This window comes from Actinoplanes regularis, from assembly GCF_900188005.1.
Lineage (GTDB): Bacteria > Actinomycetota > Actinomycetes > Mycobacteriales > Micromonosporaceae > Actinoplanes > Actinoplanes regularis.
The window spans coordinates 812,190-831,480 of sequence record NZ_FZNR01000001.1 but is presented as its reverse complement, the minus strand read 5'-3'; the positions used below and the strand labels follow the sequence as shown (position 1 = coordinate 831,480).

Genomic DNA, 19,291 nt, shown 5'->3' with positions numbered 1-19,291 from the left:
GTGAAATCTTTGTGAGAGCGCTCTCACGACTGAATTCCCCCTCGAAAGGCATGTCCCCCATGGCACCTCCTCGAAGATTTCTCGCGGTAGCCACGGCCGTCGTGGCCGTCGCCGCGTCCGTGGTGTTCGTGAACCAGGCCGAAGCGGCTGTCCCGGCCCCGCCGTCCGGTATGTCGCTGGTGTTCGGCGACGACTTCACCGGTGCCGCCGGCACCGGGCTGAACCGGTCGAACTGGCTCTACGACATCGGCACCGGCTATCCCGGTGGTGCCGCGAACTGGGGCACCGGCGAGATCGAGACGATGACCGACTCGACCGCGAACGTCTACCAGGACGGTGCCGGCAACCTGGTGATCAAGCCGATCCGTGACTCGGCCGGCCGCTGGACCTCGGGCCGGGTGGAGACGCAGCGCACCGACTTCGCCGCGCCCACCGGCGGCAAGGTGCGGATCGAGGCGCGTCTGCAGCAGCCGAACGTGAGTGGCGCCGCGGCGGCCGGGTACTGGCCGGCGTTCTGGGCCCTCGGCGACGCGGCCCGGCCGGTCGGCGCGACGAACTGGCCGAGCATCGGCGAGTGGGACATCATGGAGGACATCAACGGCCGGTCCTCGGTCTTCGCGGCGCTGCACTGCGGGACCAACCCGGGCGGGGTGTGCAACGAGACGACCGGTCTCACCAGCGGTGAGCGGGCCTGTTCCGGCTGCCAGACCGCCTTCCACACGTACGCGATCGAGTACGACCGCAGCACCTCCCCGGAGCAGCTGCGCTGGTACCTCGACGGCAACAACTACTTCACCCTGAACTCGTCCCAGGTCGACGCGACCACCTGGAACAACGCCACCCACCACGGGATGTTCGTGATCCTCAACGTGGCGATCGGCGGTGGCTTCCCGGCCGCGTTCGGTGGCGGGCCGACCTCGGCCACCCAGTCCGGCGTGCCGATGCTGGTCGACTACGTGGCGGTGTGGCAGTCGTCCGGCGGCGGCACGCCGACCACCTCGCCGACCACTTCGCCGACCTCGGGGACCACTCGGGACGCGTACGCGCAGATCCAGGCGGAGTCGTACAACTCCTCCGCCGGGGTGCAGGTGGAGACGTGTTCCGAGGGTGGGCAGGACGTCGCGTACATCGCGAACGGCGACTGGCTGCAGTTCAACAACGTGAACTTCGGGACCGGTGGGGTGAAGGACTTCGTGGCCCGGGTCGCGTCCGGCGCGGCGAGCGGGGTGAGTGGCCTGGTCGAGGTGCGGTTGGACAGCCGCAGCAACACTCCGATCGGCAGCTTCGCGCTGGGCAGCACCGGTGGCTGGCAGACCTGGACCTCGATCCCGGGCAACGTGTCGAGCGTGACCGGAACGCACACGGTCTACCTGACCTTCACCAGCGGCCAGCCCGCGGACTTCGTCAACGTGAACTGGATCCAGTTCCGGTAAATATTTTTATCGACCGATAACGATGGGTCGTAGTCGCTGACCTGCGGCTGCGGCCCATCGTCATGTCGTGATCACGCATCGAGTTTTAAAGATGTTTAAGGTTCTCACCCCCTTTACATTTACTGTTAACAGTCCTAAAGATTGACGTATCTCAACGGAGGCGCATGGAAGGACAGCTATGAAGCGCTCCCGATCGGTACTCCTCGCGACGGTCACGGCGGTGGCCGCGGCCGGTACGGCGACCTGGTTCGCGGGCGACGCCTCCGCGGCCGCCGCCTGCGCCTCGGCGTGGAGCTCGACCGCGGTGTACGTGAAGGACAACAGTGCCTCGCAGAACGGGCACAACTACACCGCGAAGTGGTGGACCCAGAACGAGTCTCCGGCCACCCACAGTGGCCAGTGGGACGTCTGGATCGACAACGGCACCTGCGGCGGCACGACGCCGACCTCGTCCCCGACGTCGTCACCCACCTCCTCGCCGACCTCGTCGCCGACCAGTTCCCCGACGAGCTCGCCCACCACATCCCCGACCACCCAGCCGACCGGTACCGGTTCCCTGCCCGCCCACTTCCTCACCGGGTACTGGCAGAACTTCGTCAACGGCGCGACCCCGCTCAAGCTGGCCGCCGTGCCCAGCACGTACGACCTGATCGCGGTCTCCTTCGCGGACGCCACCTCGACCCCGGGCGCGGTCTCCTTCACCCTCGACCCCGGCCTGTCGAGCGCCGTCGGCGGCTACACCGACGCGCAGTTCAAGGCGGACATCGCCACGATGCACTCGCGCGGCAAGAAGGTGATCATCTCGGTCGGCGGTGAGAAGGGCTCGGTCAGCGTCTCCAGTGACGCCGCGGCCACCGCGTTCGCGAACTCGGTCTACTCGCTGATCCAGACGTACGGCTTCGACGGCGTCGACATCGACCTGGAGAACGGGCTCAACCCGACCTACATGGCGAGTGCGCTGCGCTCGCTGCGGAGCAAGGCCGGCGCGAACCTGATCATCACGATGGCGCCGCAGACGATCGACATGCAGAGCACCGGCTCGTCGTACTTCGCGCTGGCGCTGGCGATCAAGGACATCCTCACGGTCGTCCACACCCAGTACTACAACTCCGGCGCGATGCTGGGCTGCGACCAGATGAACGCGTACAGCCAGGGCAGTGAGAACTTCCTGACCGCGCTCGCCTGCATTCAGACCCAGAACGGCCTGCGGCCCGACCAGGTCGCTCTCGGCCTGCCGGCCAGCACCAGCGCCGCCGGCGGCGGTTACGTCGCCCCGTCGGTGGTCAACGCCGCCCTGGACTGCCTGGCCCGTGGCACCAACTGCGGCACCTTCAAGCCGCCGGCCACCTACCCGGGCATCCGCGGAGCGATGACGTGGTCCATCAACTGGGACGTCACCAACGGCAACAACTGGGCCAACACCATCGACCCGCACCTCGCCACCCTCCCCTGATCCACCCCCACCCATCCCTGATCCCCTCCCGCCGACCCATTCCTGATCCCCTCCCGCCGACCCATGGAGAGTTCCCCGTGAAACTCAGCAGAAAGATCGCCCTCGTGGCCTCGGTGGCCAGCGTGGGCGCGATCACCGCCGTCCTGCCGATGACCGCGTCCAACGCCGCGGCCGCGTGCGCCGCCGCCTGGAGCTCCACCGCGGTGTACGTGAAGGACAACAGCGCCTCGCAGAACGGGCACAACTACACCGCGAAGTGGTGGACCCAGAACGAGTCGCCGGCTACCCACAGTGGCCAGTGGGACGTCTGGATCGACAACGGCACCTGCGGTGGCACCACGCCGCCACCCACCGACCCGACCACCCCGCCGCCCACCACCGGCACCAAGATGGCCTCGGCGCCGTACGTCTACCCGGGCTGGGGCAACCCGCCGGCGCCGTCCACGGTCGTCAGCGCCACCGGCATCAAGTCCTTCACCATGGCGTTCGTGCTGGCCAGCGGCGGCTGCAACCCGGCGTGGGACGGTGAGTCCGGCCTGACCGGCGGCGTGCACGCGAACTACATCAACCAGATCAGGGCTGCCGGCGCGGACGTGATCCCGTCGATCAGCGGCTGGCAGGGCAACAAGCTCGGCCCGAACTGCTCGACGCCGGAGGCGCTCGCCGGGGCGTACCAGAAGGTGATCAACGCCTTCGGCCTGAAGGCGATCGACATCGACATCGAGAACACCGACGAGTTCGAGAACACCACGGTGCAGGACCGGATCCTGACCGCTCTGAAGATCATCAAGACGAACAACCCGTCGGTGAAGACCATCGTCACGTTCGGCACCACGCCGAGCGGCCCGAGCTACTACGGCACCCGGCTGATCCAGCAGGCCAAGGCGCTGGGCTCGAACATCGACATCTTCACCCAGATGCCGTTCGACTTCGGTGGCGGCTCGGACATGTACACCGCCACGGTCAACGCCACCGAGGGCCTGAAGAACACGTTGAAGTCGACGTTCGGCTACACCGACGCGCAGGCGTACTCGCACATGGGCATCTCCGGCATGAACGGCCTCTCCGACCAGCAGGAGGTCACCTCGGTCGACACCTGGACCCGGATCCGCGACTACGCCAAGAACAAGGGCCTTTCCCGGTTCACGTTCTGGGCGGTCAACCGGGACCGCGGCTGCGCCGGTGGCGGCGTGGTCTCCGACTGCTCCGGCATCGCGCAGGACAACTGGGCGTTCACCAGGGTCAGCGCCGGCTTCTGACCTGATCGCCGGTACGCGGTCGCTCGTTCTTCGAGCGGCCGCGTACCTTTTTCGTCACCCACCAGCCGATCGTGACCGCGAAGAACGACCAGATCGCGTAGTCGAACCAGTGGCTGTATCGCGCGACGTCCTGCCAGCGGGAGCCGAGCGCATAGCCGGCGCCGATGAAGAGCGCGTTCCACATCCCGCTGCCGATCGTGGTGAAGAGCGTGAACTGCCCGAGCGGCATGCGGTCGGCGCCGGCCGGGATCGAGACCAGGCTGCGGACGACCGGAGTGCACCGCCCGAACAGCACCGCAGCCTTCTCGTGGCGCTCGAACCACCGGTCCGCCCGGTCCAGGTCCTCCAGGTCGACCAGCGGGATCCGGTCCAGCCAGCGGCGCAGCCGCTCCTCGCCGAGGCCGCGCCCGAGCCAGTAGAGCAGCAGCGCCCCGATCAGTGACCCGAGTGTGGCGGCCACCCACACCAGCGCCAGGTTCACCCGCCCCTCCCCGGCCAGATAGCCGGCCATGGAGAGCACGATCTCGCTGGGGATCGGCGGCACCAGGTTCTCCAACGCCACGAGCAGGCCGACGCCGGCCTCGCCGAGCGTGTCGACGACCGAGGCCACCCAGCCGGCCAGTCCACTCAGTTCCGCCATCCATCTCTCGTACCCGGCATCCCGCGGGACAACCACTTCCGTATATACCGATGAACAGTATATGCTTCGAGCATGAGTGACGTTCCCATGCGGGAGCCCACGTTTCTGGTGCTCACCGCTCTGGCCGAGGAGCCGAGGCACGGCTATGCCGTGATCGAGGACGTGGCCACGATGACCAGCGGGCGGGTCCGGCTGCGCGCCGGGACGCTCTACGCCGCCCTCGACCGCCTGCGCGTCGACGGCCTGATCGAGGTCGACCGCGAGGAGGTCGTCCAGTCCCGGCTGCGGCGCTACTACCGGCTGACGGGGGCGGGCGAGCAGAGCCTGGCCGCGGAGTCCGCCCGCCTGCGGCTGCAGGCCACCATCGCTGAAAGCCGGCTGCGAACTCGTCGTACCACCCTCGGGGGAGCCACCGCATGACCACATTGGAGCTTCGTTATCGCAGGTTGCTGCGGGTCTATCCGGCGGCGCACCGGGCGGTCTACGAGGAGGAGATGCTCGGGGTTCTGATGGCCGGCTCGGCGCCGGGCCGCCGGTTCCCGACCCCGGCCGACGCGATGGACCTGCTGCGCTCGGGCCTCACGGCCCGCTTCGGCCGGGTTTTCGAGACCCAGCGGCGTACGGGGTGGCGCGACGCCGCCGCGATCGTCGCGCTGCTGACCGCGGTCCTGCTGGCCGCGATCGCCGCCCGTCGGCTGGGCCAGGGCCTGCAGTTGATGGGCGAGGGCGACGCGATGCGGGCCCTCGGCGTCGACGGGCTGCTGCTGCTCGACGTGGCGGCCCGCTCGGTCGCCTGGTCGGTGACGGCGGTCCTGGCGCTGCTCGGCCGCCCACGCGCCACCGCGATCATGGCGACCGTGGCCGGCCTGGTCGAACTCGCCGCCCAGGTGGGCTGGTCGGTCCGGCTGCGCGGCGCGTTCGAGGTGCCCTGGCAGCTGACCGCTGTCCTTACCGCGGTGACCTGCGCGATCGTCGCGGTGCGGGCCCACTCGGCACGTGAGTCGCTGGGCCGTCGTGGCGTCGCCCTGGCGGCCGTCGCCGCGGGTGCCGCCGTGCTGACCGGCCGGCTGAACGACTTCATGCCGTGGTGGCTGACCAGTGAGATCTGGTTCGACCGGGACCAGTCGTTCGGGCTGCCCAGCCCGATCGTCCTGATGATCGGCGTCCTGCTCCTCGCCGCGTTGTGGCCCGCCCCGGCCCCGCTGCGCCGGCGGACGATCGCGCTGCTGGCCCCGGTCGCCGCGGCCGCCGTGGTCCGGGCGAGCTTCTACCGGAACTACCTGGACACCAGCCGCTACATCGACCAGGCCGTGTTGAAGACGGCGCTGATGCTGGCCGTCACGGCGGCGGTGTTCGCCGTGGGCGTGGCCGTGGTGCGCCGCCGCGAGCGGGCGACCGTCCGGTGACTGGCCCGGCGCACCCGGTGGGACGGAGGTTTCCCGGCCGGGTGCGCCGGACAACTACAGGGGCATGAGTGACCGGTGGTATCAGCAAGCGGTCGTCTACTGCCTCGACATCGACACGTTCGCCGACTCGAACGGCGACGGCTGCGGGGACCTCCCCGGCCTGATCGGCCGCCTCGACTACCTCGCCCGCCTCGGTGTGACCTGCCTCTGGCTCAACCCGATCCACCCCTCGCCGGGCCGTGACGACGGGTACGACGTCGCGGACTTCTACAACGTCGACCCGCGGTTCGGCACCCTCGGAGACTTCGCGGAGTTGCTGCACCAGGCCGGTAACCGGGGCATCAAGGTGATCATCGACCTGGTGGTGAACCACACCTCCGACCAGCACTCGTGGTTCCGGTCCGCGCGGTCGTCGCCGGATTCGCCGTACCGGGACTGGTATGTCTGGAGCGAGACCGCGCCGGCGGACCGCCACCAGGGGATGGTCTTCCCCGGCGAACAGGCGGAGACCTGGAGTTACGACCGGACCGCGAAGCTCTGGTACTACCACCGGTTCTACGAGTTCCAGCCGGACCTCAACATCAGGAACCCGGAGGTGCGCGCGGAGATCAAGAAGATCTGCGCGTTCTGGACACAGCTCGGCGTCGCCGGCTTCCGGGTGGACGCGGTGCCGTTCATCATCGAGGAGACCGACCCGGGCAATCCGGACCCGCCCAAGAACTTCGACTTCCTCACCGAGCTGCGCCAGCACCTGCAGTGGCGCAAGAGCGACGCGGTGCTGCTCGCCGAGGCCAATGTGGAGCCCGCGCGGCTGGCCGGCTACTTCGGTGACGGCGGCGGCTCCGGCAACCGGATCCACATGCTCTTCGATTTCATGCTCAACGCGAAGCTGGTGCTGGCGCTGGCCCGGGAGGATCCCGAGCCGATCATCGACGGGCTGCGGGACACCCCGGAGCTGCCACCGGGTGGGCAGTGGGCCACCTTCCTGCGCAATCACGACGAGATCGATCTGTCCCGGCTCACCGCCGAACAGCGCGCGGACGTCTTCGCCAGGTTCGGCCCGGAGCCGGAGATGCAGCTCTACGACCGGGGCATCCGCCGTCGGCTGGCGCCGATGCTGGGCAACGACCGGCGCCTGCTGGAGCTGGCCTACGCGTTGCAGTTCAGCCTGCGCGGCACGCCGGTGCTGCGGTACGGCGAGGAGATCGGCATGGGCGACGACCTGGCGCTGAAGGGCCGGGACTCGATCCGCACCCCGATGCAGTGGTCGGCGCTGCCCAACGCCGGTTTCTCCACAGCGGACCCGGAGCTGCTGATCCGCCCGGTGGTCGAGAGCGGCGACTTCGGCTACGAACAGGTGAACGTGACCCTGCAACGGCAGGACCCGTCCTCGCTGCTCTCCTGGTTCGAACGGATGATCCGGACGCTGCGCGAGGCGCCCGAGATCGGCACCGGCGCGTGCACGCATGTCGACCTGCCCGTGCCCCGTGGCCTGCTCGTGCACCGGGCCGACAACGGCACCGGAAGCATGCTCTTCCTGCACAACCTCGGGCCGGACGCGGTGACGGCCGACCTGAGCGGCATCGGCGACGAGGCGGAGCTACCGAACGACGTTCTCGCCGACTCCGAGTACCCGGATCCCGGCGAACTCGCCGACCTTCCGGTGTCCGGTCACGGATACCGGTGGATCCGCCTTCGCAGGAGGCCGTGAGCCGGATTAGAGTCACCCGGCAAGAGCAGCGAAGATCACAACCGGAGGCCGCAGTGTCGCAGTCCGCATCGTCGAGGATCGCCATCGTCACCGGAGCCGCCCGCGGCATCGGTGAGGCCGTCGCCCTCAAACTCGCCGCGGACGGCCTGGCCGTCGCGGTTGTCGACCTGGACGAGGGCGCCTGCGCCAACACGGTCACCGAGATCCACGACGCCGGTGGCACCGCGGTCGCGATCGGCGCCGACGTCTCCGACCCGGCGCAGGTGACCGCCGCCGTGGAGCGGGTGGTGGCCGAGCTCGGCCCGCCGACCGTGCTGGTCAACAACGCCGGCGTGCTCCGCGACAACCTGCTCTTCAAGATGACCGAGGACGACTGGGACACCGTGATGGCGGTGCACCTGCGCGGCGCGTTCCTGTTCAGCCGCGCGGTGCAGAAGCACATGGTGGATGCCGGATACGGCCGGATCGTCAGCCTCTCCAGCACCTCGGCGCTCGGCAACCGCGGACAGGCCAACTACGCCGCGGCCAAGGCGGGTATCCAGGGGTTCACCAAGACCCTGGCGATCGAGCTGGGCAAGTTCGGCATCACCGCCAACGCGGTGGCGCCCGGCTTCATCGTCACCGACATGACCCGGGCCACCGCGGCGCGTGTCGGCGTGGACTTCACCGACTTCGAGAAGGCGACCGTCAGCCAGATCCCGGTGGGCCGCTCCGGCCGGCCGGAGGACGTGGCCAACACCGTCTCGTTCCTGGCGAGCGAGGGGGCCGGATTCGTCTCCGGCCAGGTCATCTACGTGGCCGGGGGGCCGAAAGACTGATGCTGAGACCTTGATGAGAACGGCTACAAAGAAGTGATGAACCGACGCATGAGCTCCCGCAGCGTGTCGCTGACGAGCACATTCCTGCTGCTCGCCGCGGGCGGCGCGGCGGCCTGCGGCAACGACAGCTCGCCAGAGGGCTTCTACTGCGCTGACGAGAACGGCGTGATCGTCGACGAGGACAACTGCGACGACAACGACGGCAGCGGCGGTAGCGGCCATCGCAGCGGCGGGCCGTATTACATCTATCACTCGCCGAAGTACCGTTCCGGCTACGCCGTCGGCAGCAAGCTGCCCGACGGTGGGGCCCGGTTCTCGTACAATGATTCGGCCACCCGGAGCATGTACGGGCTGCCGTCCACCGGGCGGGTCGGGAACGGGACGGTCAAGAGCGGCGTGGTCGGCAAGGGTGGCAGTGGCGGTCACGGCTCCTCGGGCGGCTGAGTAGATGCGACGGATTCCGTACGGGCCGGTCCGGGACGGTTGGCAGCTGACCAATTTCAGTCTCGGGCTGACCTACAACGACGACGTGCTGCCCGACGGGTCGATGTACTCGTACTGGCGCGAGGGGCCGTACTACGACTTCACCGCCGGCGAGATCGAGGAGTTGGAGCAGGCCACCGCGACGCTCTACGAGATGTGCCTGGAGGCCGGCGACTGGATGGTCGAGCAGTGCCCACGGCGTACCGTCGAGGGTCGTAAGCGGGGTTTCTTCACCTCGGTCTGTGACCCGCAGACGTGCTTCCTGAGCCGGATCGGCATCCCGGAGTACACCCACGAGCAGATCATCCGGACCTGGTTCGACGGCGACGCGGAGACGTGGACGCACTACGACAAGGACCCGGACATGCGCCTGCCCATGCAGACGCCGGACTTCTCGCCGACCGTCTACGGCCGCTTCGACCTCTGGTACAACGGCGCCGGCAGCACGCCGAGATTGATCGAGTTCAACGCGCAGACGCCGACGTCGCTGGTCGAGGCCGCCGTGATCCAGTGGCACTGGATGGACCAGACCGGGGTCACCGAGCACCCGTGGCGGCAGTGGAACTCAATCCACGACCGGCTGGTCGGCTGGGAGGCCACGGACGGTGAGCCGGGCGACCCGGGCGCCTGGCGTCGCAACATCGCCAAGCTGCGCGAGGCCCGCACCTGGTTGCCGGAGAAACCCAAGATCTTCTTCGCGTACGAGACGTCGGACACCTCCGGCGAGGACCGGATGAACGTGGCGTACTTGATGGCCACGGCGGAGGAAGCCGGCTTTCCGGTCGAGCTGATCGCGATGAGTCAGATCGGCTGGGATGTGGCCGGCGACCGGGTCCTCTTCGTGCCGGCGCCGGGCCGGGAGCACGAGGCCCAGCCGATCGACGTGATCTTCATGCTCTATCCGTGGGAATGGTTCTGGCACGAGGAGGGCGGTAAGGCGTTCTTCCGGAACATGGCCGACCCGTCGAAGCGCGGGACGGTGTGGATCGAGCCGCCGTACAAGGCCGCGCTGCTCGGCAACAAGGCACTGCTCCCGGTGTTGTGGAAGCTCTTCGGCAAGGACCCGGAGCGGGGGAAGTACCTGCTCCCGGCGTACTTCGCGGACTCCAAGGGCGCGGCGACGCTGACGTCGTACGCGAAAAAGCCCGTCTGGGGGCGCGAGGGCGGTTCGGTCACCCTGGTCCGCGACGGGGTGCCGATCACCGACAACCCCTCCGAGTACGGCTCGGACGGGCGCTATGTCGTGCAGGAGCTTTGTGAGCTGCCGTCGTTCGACGGGCTCGAGGGCACGGTGCATCCGGTGATCGGATCCTGGCTGATCGACGGCGAACCGGCCGGCATGGGGATCCGTGAAGGGATCGGCGTCGAGGGACTGGTCACAAAGGACAACTGCCACTTCCTGCCCCATACCATCGAATCGAAGAACTGAGCGGGGCTAACCGGCGTTGCCTTCGGCTCGCGGGCAGGGCTGACCGGCGTCGCCTTCGGCTCGCGGGCAGGGCTGACCGGCGTCGCCTTCGGCTCGCGGGCAGGGCTGACCGGCGTCGCCTTCGGCTCGCGGGCATTGCGCCCTTGGCGGCCGATGCCGAGAGGCCCGAAAACAACCACGCTTCGCTAGTCGTTTTCGGGCCTCTCGGCATCGGCGGGCGCAATGCGTTCGGGGCTGCGGGTTACCCCGCGCGGTCAGGGCGATGCCGCCAGATCCACCAGAGGCCGATGAAGGGCAGGATCAGGGGGACATAGCCGTAGCCGCTGCCGTAACGGGACCAGACGGTGTCGTCCGGGAAGGCGACCGCGTCGGCGATGCTGAGGGTGCCGACGATCAGCACGCCGATCAGCTCGATGGTGCAACCGACCAGGGCGATCAGGCGTCCCCGGGTGCCGCCGACCGCCAGGCCGATGGTCGCGGCGATGTAGACCGCGCCGGCCAGGGCGGAAAGCAGGTAGGCGAGCGGGGCCTCGGAGAAGTGCGTGCTGATCTGGACCAGAGCGCGGGCGCTCGCGGAGAGCGCGAACGTGCCGTAGACCAGTAGCAGCACCCGGCCGACGCCGGTGCCGAGCGCAGCGTCCGTCGGTCGCTTGGCGGCCGGGGTGGTGGGATTCTCAGGCACCGGTCACCGCCGCGATCTGCTGCAGGCGCAGCACCAGGACGGGCAGGACGATCGCGCCGACGCCGAGGATCAGCGAACCCCAGCGGGTCGGCTCGAGCTTGGCCATCCAGGTCGCGGCCGGCGCGAAGCAGACCGTGGTGATCAGGTAACCGCAGAAGGTGGCGGTGTCCGACGGGCGGGTGCCGTCGAACAGGCCGATCACGGCGACCACGATGAGGACCGTGACCAGGGCGCTCAGCGCGCTCATGGCCAGCAGATCGGGGCGGCTGGGCGCGCGGTCCAGCGCGCTGCGCAAGAAATACCACGCCGCCAGCAGAAGGGCGACGACGATCGTCGCCACCGATAGGGGACCGTTCACCGGCACAGGTTACTGAGGTGCCTCTGGGCTGGTAACTTCCGGCCCGGGGATACCTTGGCGGAGAGGTGGGCAAATCAGTGCGCTTCGGATTGTTCGGTACGGGCCCATGGGCGCACATGGTGCACGCGGCGGCCCTGGCACAGCATCCGGGCGTCGAGCTGGCCGGGGTCTGGGGGCGGAACCCGGAGAAGGCGGCGGACCTCGCCGCCAAGCACGGGACGCGGGCCTACCCGGACGTGGACCAGCTGATCGCCGATGTGGACGCGGTGGCGATCGCGCTGCCGCCGGACGTGCAGGCGCCGATCGCCATCCGCGCGGCGCTGGCCGGGCGGCACCTGATGCTGGACAAGCCGATCGCGCTGCGTACCGAGGAGGCCGCTGAACTGGCCTCGGCCGTCGCCGACCGCGGCGTGGCGTCGGTGGTCTTCTTCACCCGGCGCTTCGTACCGGAGACCGAGAAGTTCATCAACGACGCGGTGGCCGCCGGTGACTGGACCGAGGCGCGGGTCGACCACCTCGGCTCGATCTTCACGCCGGACAATCCGTTCGGCGCCTCGCCGTGGCGCCGTGAGCGCGGTGGCCTCTGGGACGTCGGCCCGCACGCGCTCGCGCTGGTGCTGCCGGTGCTCGGGCCGGTGACCGAGGTGACCGGCCTGGCCGGCCCACGCGACCTGACCTCGCTCGTGCTGCGGCACGAGAGCGGGGCGATCAGCCGCCTCACCGTCTCGGTGGACGCGCCGGCGGCGGCTGCCCGGGAGGCGGCCGAGTTCGCCGGGGAGTCCGGTGTGTGGATAGCGCCGGCCGTGCGGTTCGCCCCGGCCGAGCTCTTCGGAAAGGCGCTGGACCAACTGCTGGCGGCCGCCGCGGGCGGCCCGGCGCCGGCCTGTGACGTGCGCTTCGGTCAGCAGGTGACCGCGGTGCTGGTGGCAGCGGCGGAGTCGATCGCCCAGCATCGGGCGGTGCGGCTCACCTGAGCCGTCCGGCCGTCGAGTCCGGACCGCCGGACGGCTGCCGATCGCCGCGATCACGGCGGAACGACGGGTCAGGGGACGGTGCGCTCGATCGCCGCCGCGCCGTCCCGCTCGAGCTCGGCACGGGCGCGGGCGATGTTCGCCGGCGTCGGGTCCTTGCCCTGGGCGATCGCCAGATCCTCGGGATCCCAGGGCTGCTCGGCGCCGGTACGCCAGACCGGCGGCGTGGCCGACTCCTCCAACGGTGTCCGGATCGTGCTCATGATGACCTCCTCCAGGTGATCGGCCAGGCTGTCGCGATGGCCGGCACCTCATTCTGTACGCCGGGAAGGGGCAAGGGGGCCTGAACTGAGCGCTAACTGGACAGAACCTGCGCGTTACGGATGGACGCAAAGTAGCGAGCCGAATACATTTTTGCCTGTCACGTGCGCCCGGGACGGACTGTCCCGACGGCGATCCCGCGGGTTGGCCGTCGGCGCGCGTGAGGGGTGAGGGGACAGATCTGCATGACGCACCGCACCGCAGCGAAACGAATGCCGACAGGCCGGGGGATCGATCTCGACGGGGCGGGCGGCCTTACCGCGCGCGCCGGTTGCGCCCTGGCGGGTGACTGCCGGGAGGGTGCGGCGAAGGCGGGGCCGGAATGACCGGCCTGTGGGACGCCGAGCGGGACGCCGGTGAGGTGGTGCAGGCGCTGATCGGCCTGGCCGCCCTGCTGGGCCGCGGCCCGGAGAGCGCGCCGCCGGACACGGAGACGCTGCAGATCATGCGTCGGCTGGTCGACAACGGGGCGTCGTCGGCTACCCGGGTGCAGGGTTTCCTCCAGGATCGACGGGGAGCCGGGGACGGCGACGCGGTCGCGGTCTCGCCCGTCCTGGCTCCGTGGCGCGAATGGGTGCCGTCCCGGGGACACCTCTTCGGTGCGGGCCATGCGCCCCGGGCGCATGGCGCCCGCCGGATCAACGAGGTGCCCCAGCCCCGCAGGTGCGACCCGGGCGAGTGACTCCGCGCCGTACCGACCCCGGCCGCCGGCGCGGCCCGGGGGCCTGACTCCGCGCCGTACCGACCCTGGCCGCCGGGCAGAGCCTCGCCGGCGCGGCCCGGGGGCCTGACTCCGCGCCGTGGCGGCCCTGGCCGCCCGGGCGTGCTCAGGCCGATCGGCGCAGGGTCTCCGAGGGTGACACGCCGAACCGCGCGCGGTAGGCCGACGCGAACCGTCCCAGGTGGGCGAAGCCCCAGCGGTTCGCGACCGCGGCCACGGTGAGCCCCGCCGGGTTGGCCCCGCGCAGCGTCTCGTGGGCCCGGGCGAGCCGGGTCTGCTGCAGGTAGGCCATCGGTGTGCAGCCCAGATGCCGCCGGAAGCCCTCCTGCAGCGAGCGCACGCTGGTGCCCGCGATCCCCGCCAGGTCCGCGACCGTGAACGCTCGGTCCGGCTCCTCGTTTATCGCGTCCAGCACCCGCCGGATCGCCCGGGGCGGCCCGGCGGTGGCCGGCGCGACCAACTCCTCGTGGTAGCGGTGCGGCACGCTCAGCAGTAGCCCGCTCAGCACGCTGTTGCAGAGGTGCTCGCCGATCAGCGGCTGGAAGACCAGGCTCGTCTCGTGTTCCAGCTCGTCGTGCAGCAGCCGGATCAGCCGGCTCCAGCTGTGCGCCGGGCCGTTGGTGAGATCGAAGGCCGGTGGCAGGTCGATCGGTCCATCGATCGGGTGACCGAGGAGCGCGGTCAATTCACTCTCCAGGGCCCACCGCTCGATGCGCACGTCGATCTCCGCGGACGGTCCCTCGGGTCGCAGGTAGACCGGATCGCCGGGGCGGAACGCGACCGCGGTGGCCGGCCCGGCGATGACCTCCCGGCCGTTGCGTCGGGCCAGCACCTGGCCGGTGACCGGCAAAGTCACGTGGTAGGCGTCCATCTCCCGGGCGACCAGGGTTACGCGTCCAGCGAACGTCAGGTGACCGACGGTGAGCGGTCCGAGCTGGATCACCTCCACTCCGACCTTCGCGTCTCCGCTGTCCGGGACGCCGAGCGACATCGGGTGGTAGAAACGATTCACAACGTCATGGGCCTCGCGAACGCCGACGCTGTCGAAGTAGACGGTGCCTGGGGCCGGCGTGGGACCGGCGCCCGGTACGGCGTCACGCATGCCGTTCGGTGCTCCATCGCATACGGTGAGTATTCGGCCAGATTCAGTGGACAGTCAACGTGGCCGCCACGCACTGACCGTTCCAGCACATTCCGGCCATATGAACTACTCTGGCGTTCCGCGCCTACGTGGCGTAACTTGCAGACCAGCGGATTGTTGTAGGAACGCGGGTTCCTGTGGCGTCTCCCAGCGAACGCCGCGTGCAAGGACCTCTTATCTCCGGTCTGCGCACCGTGTCCCGCGGCAAGTCGGCGTCGGACCTCCCGATGCCAGAAGAGAGGGCAGCTGTGTATCTGCCGATCACGACCCGCCAGCTGGCCGACGGCACCGTCGAGATCGTCCCGAGCGGGGAGATCGACCTGGACAACGCGCACGTCATGCGGGACGCCGTCAACGACGTCCTGACCACCATGAACCCGAGCAAGATCTGCCTCGATCTGCAACGCGTCATGCTGATCGACAGCATCGGGATCGGCATCCTGGTGGCCTGCTTCCACACCGCCGCCGCCAGCGGCATCAAGCTGGTGGTCAGCCACCCCAGTGCCACGGTCTACCGCCAGCTCTGGGTCTCGGGCCTGGTTGGCCTGCTCGGCTGCGCCGAGCCACCCTCGCCGCGCACTTCGGTGGGGCTGCGCCCCTCCTGATCCTCCGCGCGCTTCCCACAGCCGGTTCACCCCGCTGGGGCGACGGCAATCCGAATTCGATCTGAGAAAACGCACGGCCCTCTCCCGAACAGGGGAGAGGGCCGTTTGCGCGAGCCGCTCGGGTCAGTCGTTCAGCTGGGTGTGCTGGATCTCGGTGAGCGCGGCGGTCAGCCACGCCCGGATCTCCCGCCCGGCCAGCAGGTCGGTGATCAGCAGCGCGGCGTTGCGGGCCAGTTCCTGTGGCGCCGGCGCCGGGCTGTTCTCCTCGTCCAGCACGCCGAGGGCGCCGGCCAGCAGCCAGAGGACGACCTGCGGGTGCGCGTCGGGGTGGGCGCGGACGCAGGCCGCCAGGGCCTCGCGGATGTCGTCGGCGGTGAGTCCGTCCGGGTGCCCGTCCTCCAGCAGCAGGCGGACGGTGGTGCCGAGGATCAGCCCGGTGTGCGCGGGGTCGAGCGAGGCCAGCTCACTGACCGCCTTGTCGAACTCCTCGGCCGAGCCGTCCCGGACTGCGGCGACAGCCGCGCTGCCGGCCGCCGCGACCGGGCGGGCCGGAGGCGGCAGATCCCGCCAGCTTTCAGTCATCCAGCGACCTTATGGGGGATGGGGGCGCCACGGCCACCGGCAGGTCGAGCCGGGACCCGGCGATGTCGACGGTGTGCCGGGTGGCGGCCAGGCCGCCGTCGTCCGTGCCCGGATTGCGGGCGAACCGCGGGAACGCGCCCCCGGAGATCTGCAGCCGCAGCCGGTGTCCGGCGAGCAGGCGATGGAAGCACGGGTCCAGGGTGAGCGTGAGCCGCTGTCGCGCGCCGGCCGGAAGCGTCGCGTCGAGACGGCGGTGCCGGTCGGTGAAGTTGCGCGAGCGGCCGGCCGGGTCGACGTCGCAGAGCCGGACGAACACGTCCGCGTGCGGGTTGTCCACCGAGACGGTCAGCTCCAGCACCGGGCTGCCGATCACGTCGACCGCGGTGGGCAGCGGATCGGTAGTGAAGACCAGCACGTCCCGCCGTGCCTCCAGGGCCCGGTTGTCCTTCACGCCCATCGAGCCGGTCAGGGTCCGCCCGCCGGCCGACGGGGTCGGGTCGGCCGGGTCGTAGCGGAATTCGGCGACGCCCTCCGAGCCGTCCGGTCCGGTCGTGGTCAGCCGGCGTCCGGCCCTCAGGTGGAAGGCGACCGGCTCGGACGGTGGGGGCCAGGCGGGCAGCTCGTGCCAGGCGCGCTCGCCGGTCCGGTGCACCCGGACGGGTGACTTGCGGGCCGCCGGGCCACCGGCCAGATGTTGATCGAGCCAAGCCAGGCTCTCCCGGCTGACCGTGCCGGCCGCATGCAGCGCGACCTGCAAATGTGTCCACGGGCCGACGGTCAGGGCGACGTCGACGCCGCGGGAGTGCAGTGCCTCGTACTGTTGCAGGGTCTGGTCCAGGAAGAGGTCCTGCCAGCCGCCGATCAGCAGGATCGGGACATCGGCGGTGGTCAGCGCGGAACCCGCCCGGTACGGCTCCCACCACGGGTCGTCGCCGTCCGGATGGGCCAGCCATTCGCGGTACCACGGCGCCCGTCCGCGCAGCACCGGCTCGGCGGCGGCGGCCAGCGGGAGCCCGCCGAGCGCGGGCCGGAGCCGGCGCTGCGCGGTGGCCAGGCTGAGGACCCGGCGCAGGCCGCCGTCCTCCTGATGGACGATCTGGTCACTCCAGCCGAGGAAGTCACCGAGGGTGAACGAGCCCGTTCCGTAGACCGCCTCCCGGAAGTCGTGGGGGCCGACGTAGATCACCGCGGCGCGCAGCTCGGGCGGCGGATCCTGAAGCAGCGTCCACTGGGTCCAGCCCAGGTAGGAGGCGCCGAGCGTGGCGAGCCTGCCGTCGAACCAGGGCTGCTCGCGCAGCCACGCGACGGTGTCCTGACCGTCCTCGGTCTCCTGGGCCATCGGGGTGAACTCGCCCTCGGAGCCGAACGTGCCCCGCACGCTCTGTAACAGAACGTGGTAGCCGCGGGCGGCGAACAACCGGCCGTTGAGCGCCGAGGTGGGCAGGCCGCGACCGTAGGGAGTGCGGATCAGCACGGTGCCGTGGGGCCGGTCGGTGTGGGGTGCGAAGTGGTCGCCGAGCAACCGGACGCCGTCGCGCATCGGGGTCCGGACCCGCTCCGCCGAATAGCCGTGCAACGCCGGTGCCTGGCCGAGGAGACGGCTCAGTGTCGCGTCGACCAGTCGCTGCCGTTTCGAGATCGCCATACCGCCCCCTTTTATCCGGGAACCCGACGATATCCGTGAGGTGCGGAATATGAAAGACGAATGGCATTCACGGGATTGCCGATGTGCGAATTGGCGCGTAATTCGGCAAACTGCCTCGGGTGGACGAGGGAAGTAAGCTCGGCGGTCGGTACCGGCTGCTGGATGAACTCGGCCGCGGCGGGATGGCCGTGGTCTGGCGGGCCGCTGACGAGGTACTGAACCGGCCGGTCGCGGTGAAGGTACTGGCCGGGCGTTACGCCGATGACGAACGCTTCCGGTCGCGGATTCTGCACGAGGCGCGTGCGGCGGCGACCCTCTCGCACCCGAACATCGCGCAGATCTACGACTTCGGGGAATCGGACGAGGACGGGATTCTCGTTCCGTACGTCGTCATGGAATTGATCAACGGACCCACCCTGCAGCAACGGCTGGCGGAGGCCCCGATGCCGCCCCGGCGGGTCTTCCGGATCTGCGGCGAGGTGGCCGCGGCGCTCGCCGCGGCACACGAGGACGGCCTGGTGCACCGGGACATCAAGCTGGCCAACGTGATGGTCACGCCGGCCGGCGCCAAGGTGGTGGACTTCGGTATCGCCGCGGCGGCCGGCGACTCCGAGCCGGAGGAGGGCCTGCTCGGCACGCCCGCCTACCTGGCCCCGGAGCGTCTGATCGGCAGCGCGATCGAACCGGCCTCCGACGTATACGCGCTCGGCGTGCTGCTCTACCGGCTGCTCGCCGAGGCGTCGCCGTGGAGCGTGGAGACCACGACGCAGATGCTCAACGCGCACATCTACGCGGAGCCGGCGCCCATGCCCGACCTGCCCGGGGTGCCGCGGGCCGTGGCCGAACTGGTCGACCGCTGCCTGGCCAAGGAGCCGGCGGACCGGCCGGCCGCGGCCGAGGTGTCGGAGATCCTCGGGGACGCGGCCGAGGCGGCCTCTGCCCGGCCCCCGGTGCCCGAACCGGCGCCGGAGCCGCTTCTGCCGACCCGGTTCGACGAGGAGACGGAGTACATCCCCGGGGCGTTGCCGCCGGCGAACGCCGCTCCGGCGGACGCGGACCGGCGCAAGCTCGTACTGGCCGGTGGTGTCCTGGCGACGCTGATCACCGCCCTCGCCACGATGTGGCTCACCCGTGCGGGTGAAACCGGTGCTCCGGCGGCCGATGTCGCGCCCCCGGCCAGCAACGGGGTCGTGCCGCCGGACGCCGCCGCCCGCTCGGCGGTCGCCTCGCCGGTTCCGAGCGCCACCCGGCACTCTTCGCCCCCGGTGGTCGTGGCCAGCGGACTGCCGGTGAATGCCGACGCCCCACCGCCGGGCTCGGCGGCGCCCTCCGTGGTGCCGGAGCCGAGCCTCGGCGGCAGCGCCCCGCCCAGCGCGGCGGCGCTGGAGGGGACCTGGCTGGAGTCGAAGGGTGGCGCGGTCTACGCGGTCTGCGGGCCCGGGGGCGCTCGGCTGCTCGACTGGGAGGCGGCCGAGGGTTTCGTGGTGCAGCGGGTCGACCCCGGTCCGGGGCTCACCCCGGCGATCGTGTTCGCGAACGACCTCAGTCGCTACCGGATGTCGGTCAACTGCTTCTCCGGCAAGCCTGCCGCTGTCGTGCTTCCCCTCTAGGCTGGGCGCTCGAGCAGTTCACC

General features: G+C 70.1%; 20 protein-coding genes. 13 read left to right on the top strand and 7 right to left on the bottom strand.

All coding sequences use genetic code 11. From position 1 onward, the window contains the following. Positions 1–59 precede the first annotated feature (59 nt). The 3 genes from CHC09_RS03510 to CHC09_RS03500 all read left to right on the top strand — a co-directional run bounded on the left by CHC09_RS03510 (position 60) and on the right by CHC09_RS03500 (position 4,145). Positions 60–1,433 carry a carbohydrate-binding protein gene (locus CHC09_RS03510; RefSeq protein ID WP_089291455.1) on the top strand — a complete coding sequence of 458 codons (1,374 nt, stop codon included), beginning with the start codon at positions 60–62 and terminating at the stop codon, positions 1,431–1,433. Between the two features lie 178 nt (positions 1,434–1,611). Next, positions 1,612–2,886 carry a chitinase gene (locus tag CHC09_RS03505; RefSeq protein ID WP_089291454.1) on the top strand — a complete coding sequence of 425 codons (1,275 nt, stop codon included), beginning with the start codon at positions 1,612–1,614 and terminating at the stop codon, positions 2,884–2,886. Positions 2,887–2,963: 77 nt separating this feature from the next. Further along, entirely contained in the window at positions 2,964–4,145 is a 1,182-nt protein-coding gene (locus tag CHC09_RS03500) for a chitinase (protein WP_089291453.1), read from the top strand. Here the strand turns inward: CHC09_RS03500 and CHC09_RS03495 are convergent. Then, positions 4,129–4,785: a DedA family protein gene (locus CHC09_RS03495; protein WP_089291452.1), complete on the bottom strand. Its 657-nt coding sequence runs from the start codon at positions 4,783–4,785 to the stop codon at positions 4,129–4,131. The genes CHC09_RS03500 and CHC09_RS03495 overlap by 17 nt on opposite strands. Before the next feature lie 72 nt (positions 4,786–4,857). On the opposite strand from CHC09_RS03495, the gene CHC09_RS03490 reads away from it, so the two are divergent. The 6 genes from CHC09_RS03490 to CHC09_RS03465 all read left to right on the top strand — a co-directional run bounded on the left by CHC09_RS03490 (position 4,858) and on the right by CHC09_RS03465 (position 10,632). Beyond that, positions 4,858–5,205, top strand: a complete 348-nt coding sequence (locus CHC09_RS03490; RefSeq protein ID WP_089291451.1) for a PadR family transcriptional regulator — start codon at positions 4,858–4,860, stop codon at positions 5,203–5,205. Then, positions 5,202–6,191, top strand: coding sequence for a hypothetical protein (locus CHC09_RS03485; protein ID WP_143232199.1), 990 nt, complete (start codon positions 5,202–5,204; stop codon positions 6,189–6,191). Before CHC09_RS03490 ends, CHC09_RS03485 begins: the two co-directional genes overlap by 4 nt. Positions 6,192–6,255: 64 nt before the next feature. Beyond that, positions 6,256–7,902 (top strand): alpha-amylase family protein, encoded by a 1,647-nt coding sequence (locus tag CHC09_RS03480; RefSeq protein ID WP_089291449.1) that lies wholly within the window; start codon positions 6,256–6,258, stop codon positions 7,900–7,902. Between the two features lie 53 nt (positions 7,903–7,955). Further along, the gene (gene fabG / locus CHC09_RS03475) at positions 7,956–8,720 is read left to right on the top strand and encodes a 3-oxoacyl-ACP reductase FabG (protein WP_089291448.1); all 765 of its coding nucleotides are present in this window, start codon (positions 7,956–7,958) and stop codon (positions 8,718–8,720) included. A gap of 36 nt (positions 8,721–8,756) precedes the next feature. Continuing rightward, on the top strand, positions 8,757–9,164 hold the full coding sequence (locus tag CHC09_RS03470) for a hypothetical protein (RefSeq protein WP_239138028.1): 408 nt from the start codon (positions 8,757–8,759) through the stop codon (positions 9,162–9,164). 4 nt (positions 9,165–9,168) lie between these two features. Then, a complete protein-coding gene (locus CHC09_RS03465; protein WP_089291446.1) occupies positions 9,169–10,632 on the top strand; it encodes a glutathionylspermidine synthase family protein in 1,464 nt (487 codons plus the stop codon). Positions 10,633–10,873: 241 nt separating this feature from the next. Here CHC09_RS03465 and CHC09_RS03460 read toward each other — a convergent pair whose 3' ends face one another. After that, a complete protein-coding gene (locus CHC09_RS03460; protein WP_089291445.1) occupies positions 10,874–11,314 on the bottom strand; it encodes a hypothetical protein in 441 nt (146 codons plus the stop codon). Then, the gene (locus CHC09_RS03455; RefSeq protein ID WP_089291831.1) at positions 11,307–11,672 is read right to left on the bottom strand and encodes a hypothetical protein; all 366 of its coding nucleotides are present in this window, start codon (positions 11,670–11,672) and stop codon (positions 11,307–11,309) included. The genes CHC09_RS03460 and CHC09_RS03455 overlap by 8 nt, the downstream gene beginning before the upstream one ends. A gap of 77 nt (positions 11,673–11,749) precedes the next feature. Between CHC09_RS03455 and CHC09_RS03450 the strand changes: the two genes are divergently transcribed. Then, complete coding sequence (locus CHC09_RS03450; RefSeq protein WP_089291444.1) at positions 11,750–12,646, top strand: Gfo/Idh/MocA family protein; 897 nt, start codon at positions 11,750–11,752, stop codon at positions 12,644–12,646. A gap of 68 nt (positions 12,647–12,714) precedes the next feature. On the opposite strand, the gene CHC09_RS03445 is transcribed toward CHC09_RS03450, so the two are convergent. Then, entirely contained in the window at positions 12,715–12,906 is a 192-nt protein-coding gene (locus CHC09_RS03445; RefSeq protein ID WP_089291443.1) for a hypothetical protein, read from the bottom strand. A gap of 380 nt (positions 12,907–13,286) precedes the next feature. Between CHC09_RS03445 and CHC09_RS03440 the strand changes: the two genes are divergently transcribed. Continuing rightward, the gene (locus tag CHC09_RS03440; protein WP_089291442.1) at positions 13,287–13,646 is read left to right on the top strand and encodes a hypothetical protein; all 360 of its coding nucleotides are present in this window, start codon (positions 13,287–13,289) and stop codon (positions 13,644–13,646) included. Positions 13,647–13,791: 145 nt separating this feature from the next. Here CHC09_RS03440 and CHC09_RS03435 read toward each other — a convergent pair whose 3' ends face one another. Further along, on the bottom strand, positions 13,792–14,787 hold the full coding sequence (locus CHC09_RS03435) for a helix-turn-helix transcriptional regulator (protein ID WP_089291441.1): 996 nt from the start codon (positions 14,785–14,787) through the stop codon (positions 13,792–13,794). Positions 14,788–15,074: 287 nt separating this feature from the next. Here CHC09_RS03435 and CHC09_RS03430 point away from each other — a divergent pair, with 287 nt between their 5' ends. Further along, entirely contained in the window at positions 15,075–15,431 is a 357-nt protein-coding gene (locus CHC09_RS03430) for an STAS domain-containing protein (protein ID WP_089291440.1), read from the top strand. Between the two features lie 123 nt (positions 15,432–15,554). Here the strand turns inward: CHC09_RS03430 and CHC09_RS03425 are convergent, their stop codons facing one another. Next, positions 15,555–16,013: a hypothetical protein gene (locus CHC09_RS03425; RefSeq protein ID WP_089291439.1), complete on the bottom strand. Its 459-nt coding sequence runs from the start codon at positions 16,011–16,013 to the stop codon at positions 15,555–15,557. Continuing rightward, positions 16,006–17,658, bottom strand: a complete 1,653-nt coding sequence (locus CHC09_RS03420) for a CocE/NonD family hydrolase (protein ID WP_089291438.1) — start codon at positions 17,656–17,658, stop codon at positions 16,006–16,008. The genes CHC09_RS03425 and CHC09_RS03420 overlap by 8 nt, the downstream gene beginning before the upstream one ends. 119 nt (positions 17,659–17,777) lie before the next feature. Here CHC09_RS03420 and CHC09_RS03415 point away from each other — a divergent pair, with 119 nt between their 5' ends. Beyond that, entirely contained in the window at positions 17,778–19,268 is a 1,491-nt protein-coding gene (locus tag CHC09_RS03415) for a serine/threonine-protein kinase (RefSeq protein WP_089291437.1), read from the top strand. Positions 19,269–19,291 lie beyond the last annotated feature (23 nt).

Excerpts from the sequence above, each read along its gene's own strand:
- CHC09_RS03490 (WP_089291451.1), top strand. The coding sequence starts at position 4,858 with ATGAGTGACGTTCCCATGCGGGAGCCCACGTTTCTGGTGCTCACCGCT.
- CHC09_RS03480 (WP_089291449.1), top strand. The coding sequence starts at position 6,256 with ATGAGTGACCGGTGGTATCAGCAAGCGGTCGTCTACTGCCTCGACATC.
- CHC09_RS03485 (WP_143232199.1), top strand. The coding sequence starts at position 5,202 with ATGACCACATTGGAGCTTCGTTATCGCAGGTTGCTGCGGGTCTATCCG.
- CHC09_RS03445 (WP_089291443.1), bottom strand. The coding sequence starts at position 12,906 with ATGAGCACGATCCGGACACCGTTGGAGGAGTCGGCCACGCCGCCGGTC.
- CHC09_RS03495 (WP_089291452.1), bottom strand. The coding sequence starts at position 4,785 with ATGGCGGAACTGAGTGGACTGGCCGGCTGGGTGGCCTCGGTCGTCGAC.
- CHC09_RS03420 (WP_089291438.1), bottom strand. The coding sequence starts at position 17,658 with ATGGCGATCTCGAAACGGCAGCGACTGGTCGACGCGACACTGAGCCGT.
- CHC09_RS03440 (WP_089291442.1), top strand. The coding sequence starts at position 13,287 with ATGACCGGCCTGTGGGACGCCGAGCGGGACGCCGGTGAGGTGGTGCAG.
- CHC09_RS03435 (WP_089291441.1), bottom strand. The coding sequence starts at position 14,787 with ATGCGTGACGCCGTACCGGGCGCCGGTCCCACGCCGGCCCCAGGCACC.
- CHC09_RS03505 (WP_089291454.1), top strand. The coding sequence starts at position 1,612 with ATGAAGCGCTCCCGATCGGTACTCCTCGCGACGGTCACGGCGGTGGCC.
- CHC09_RS03465 (WP_089291446.1), top strand. The coding sequence starts at position 9,169 with ATGCGACGGATTCCGTACGGGCCGGTCCGGGACGGTTGGCAGCTGACC.
- CHC09_RS03470 (WP_239138028.1), top strand. The coding sequence starts at position 8,757 with ATGAACCGACGCATGAGCTCCCGCAGCGTGTCGCTGACGAGCACATTC.
- CHC09_RS03510 (WP_089291455.1), top strand. The coding sequence starts at position 60 with ATGGCACCTCCTCGAAGATTTCTCGCGGTAGCCACGGCCGTCGTGGCC.
- CHC09_RS03425 (WP_089291439.1), bottom strand. The coding sequence starts at position 16,013 with ATGACTGAAAGCTGGCGGGATCTGCCGCCTCCGGCCCGCCCGGTCGCG.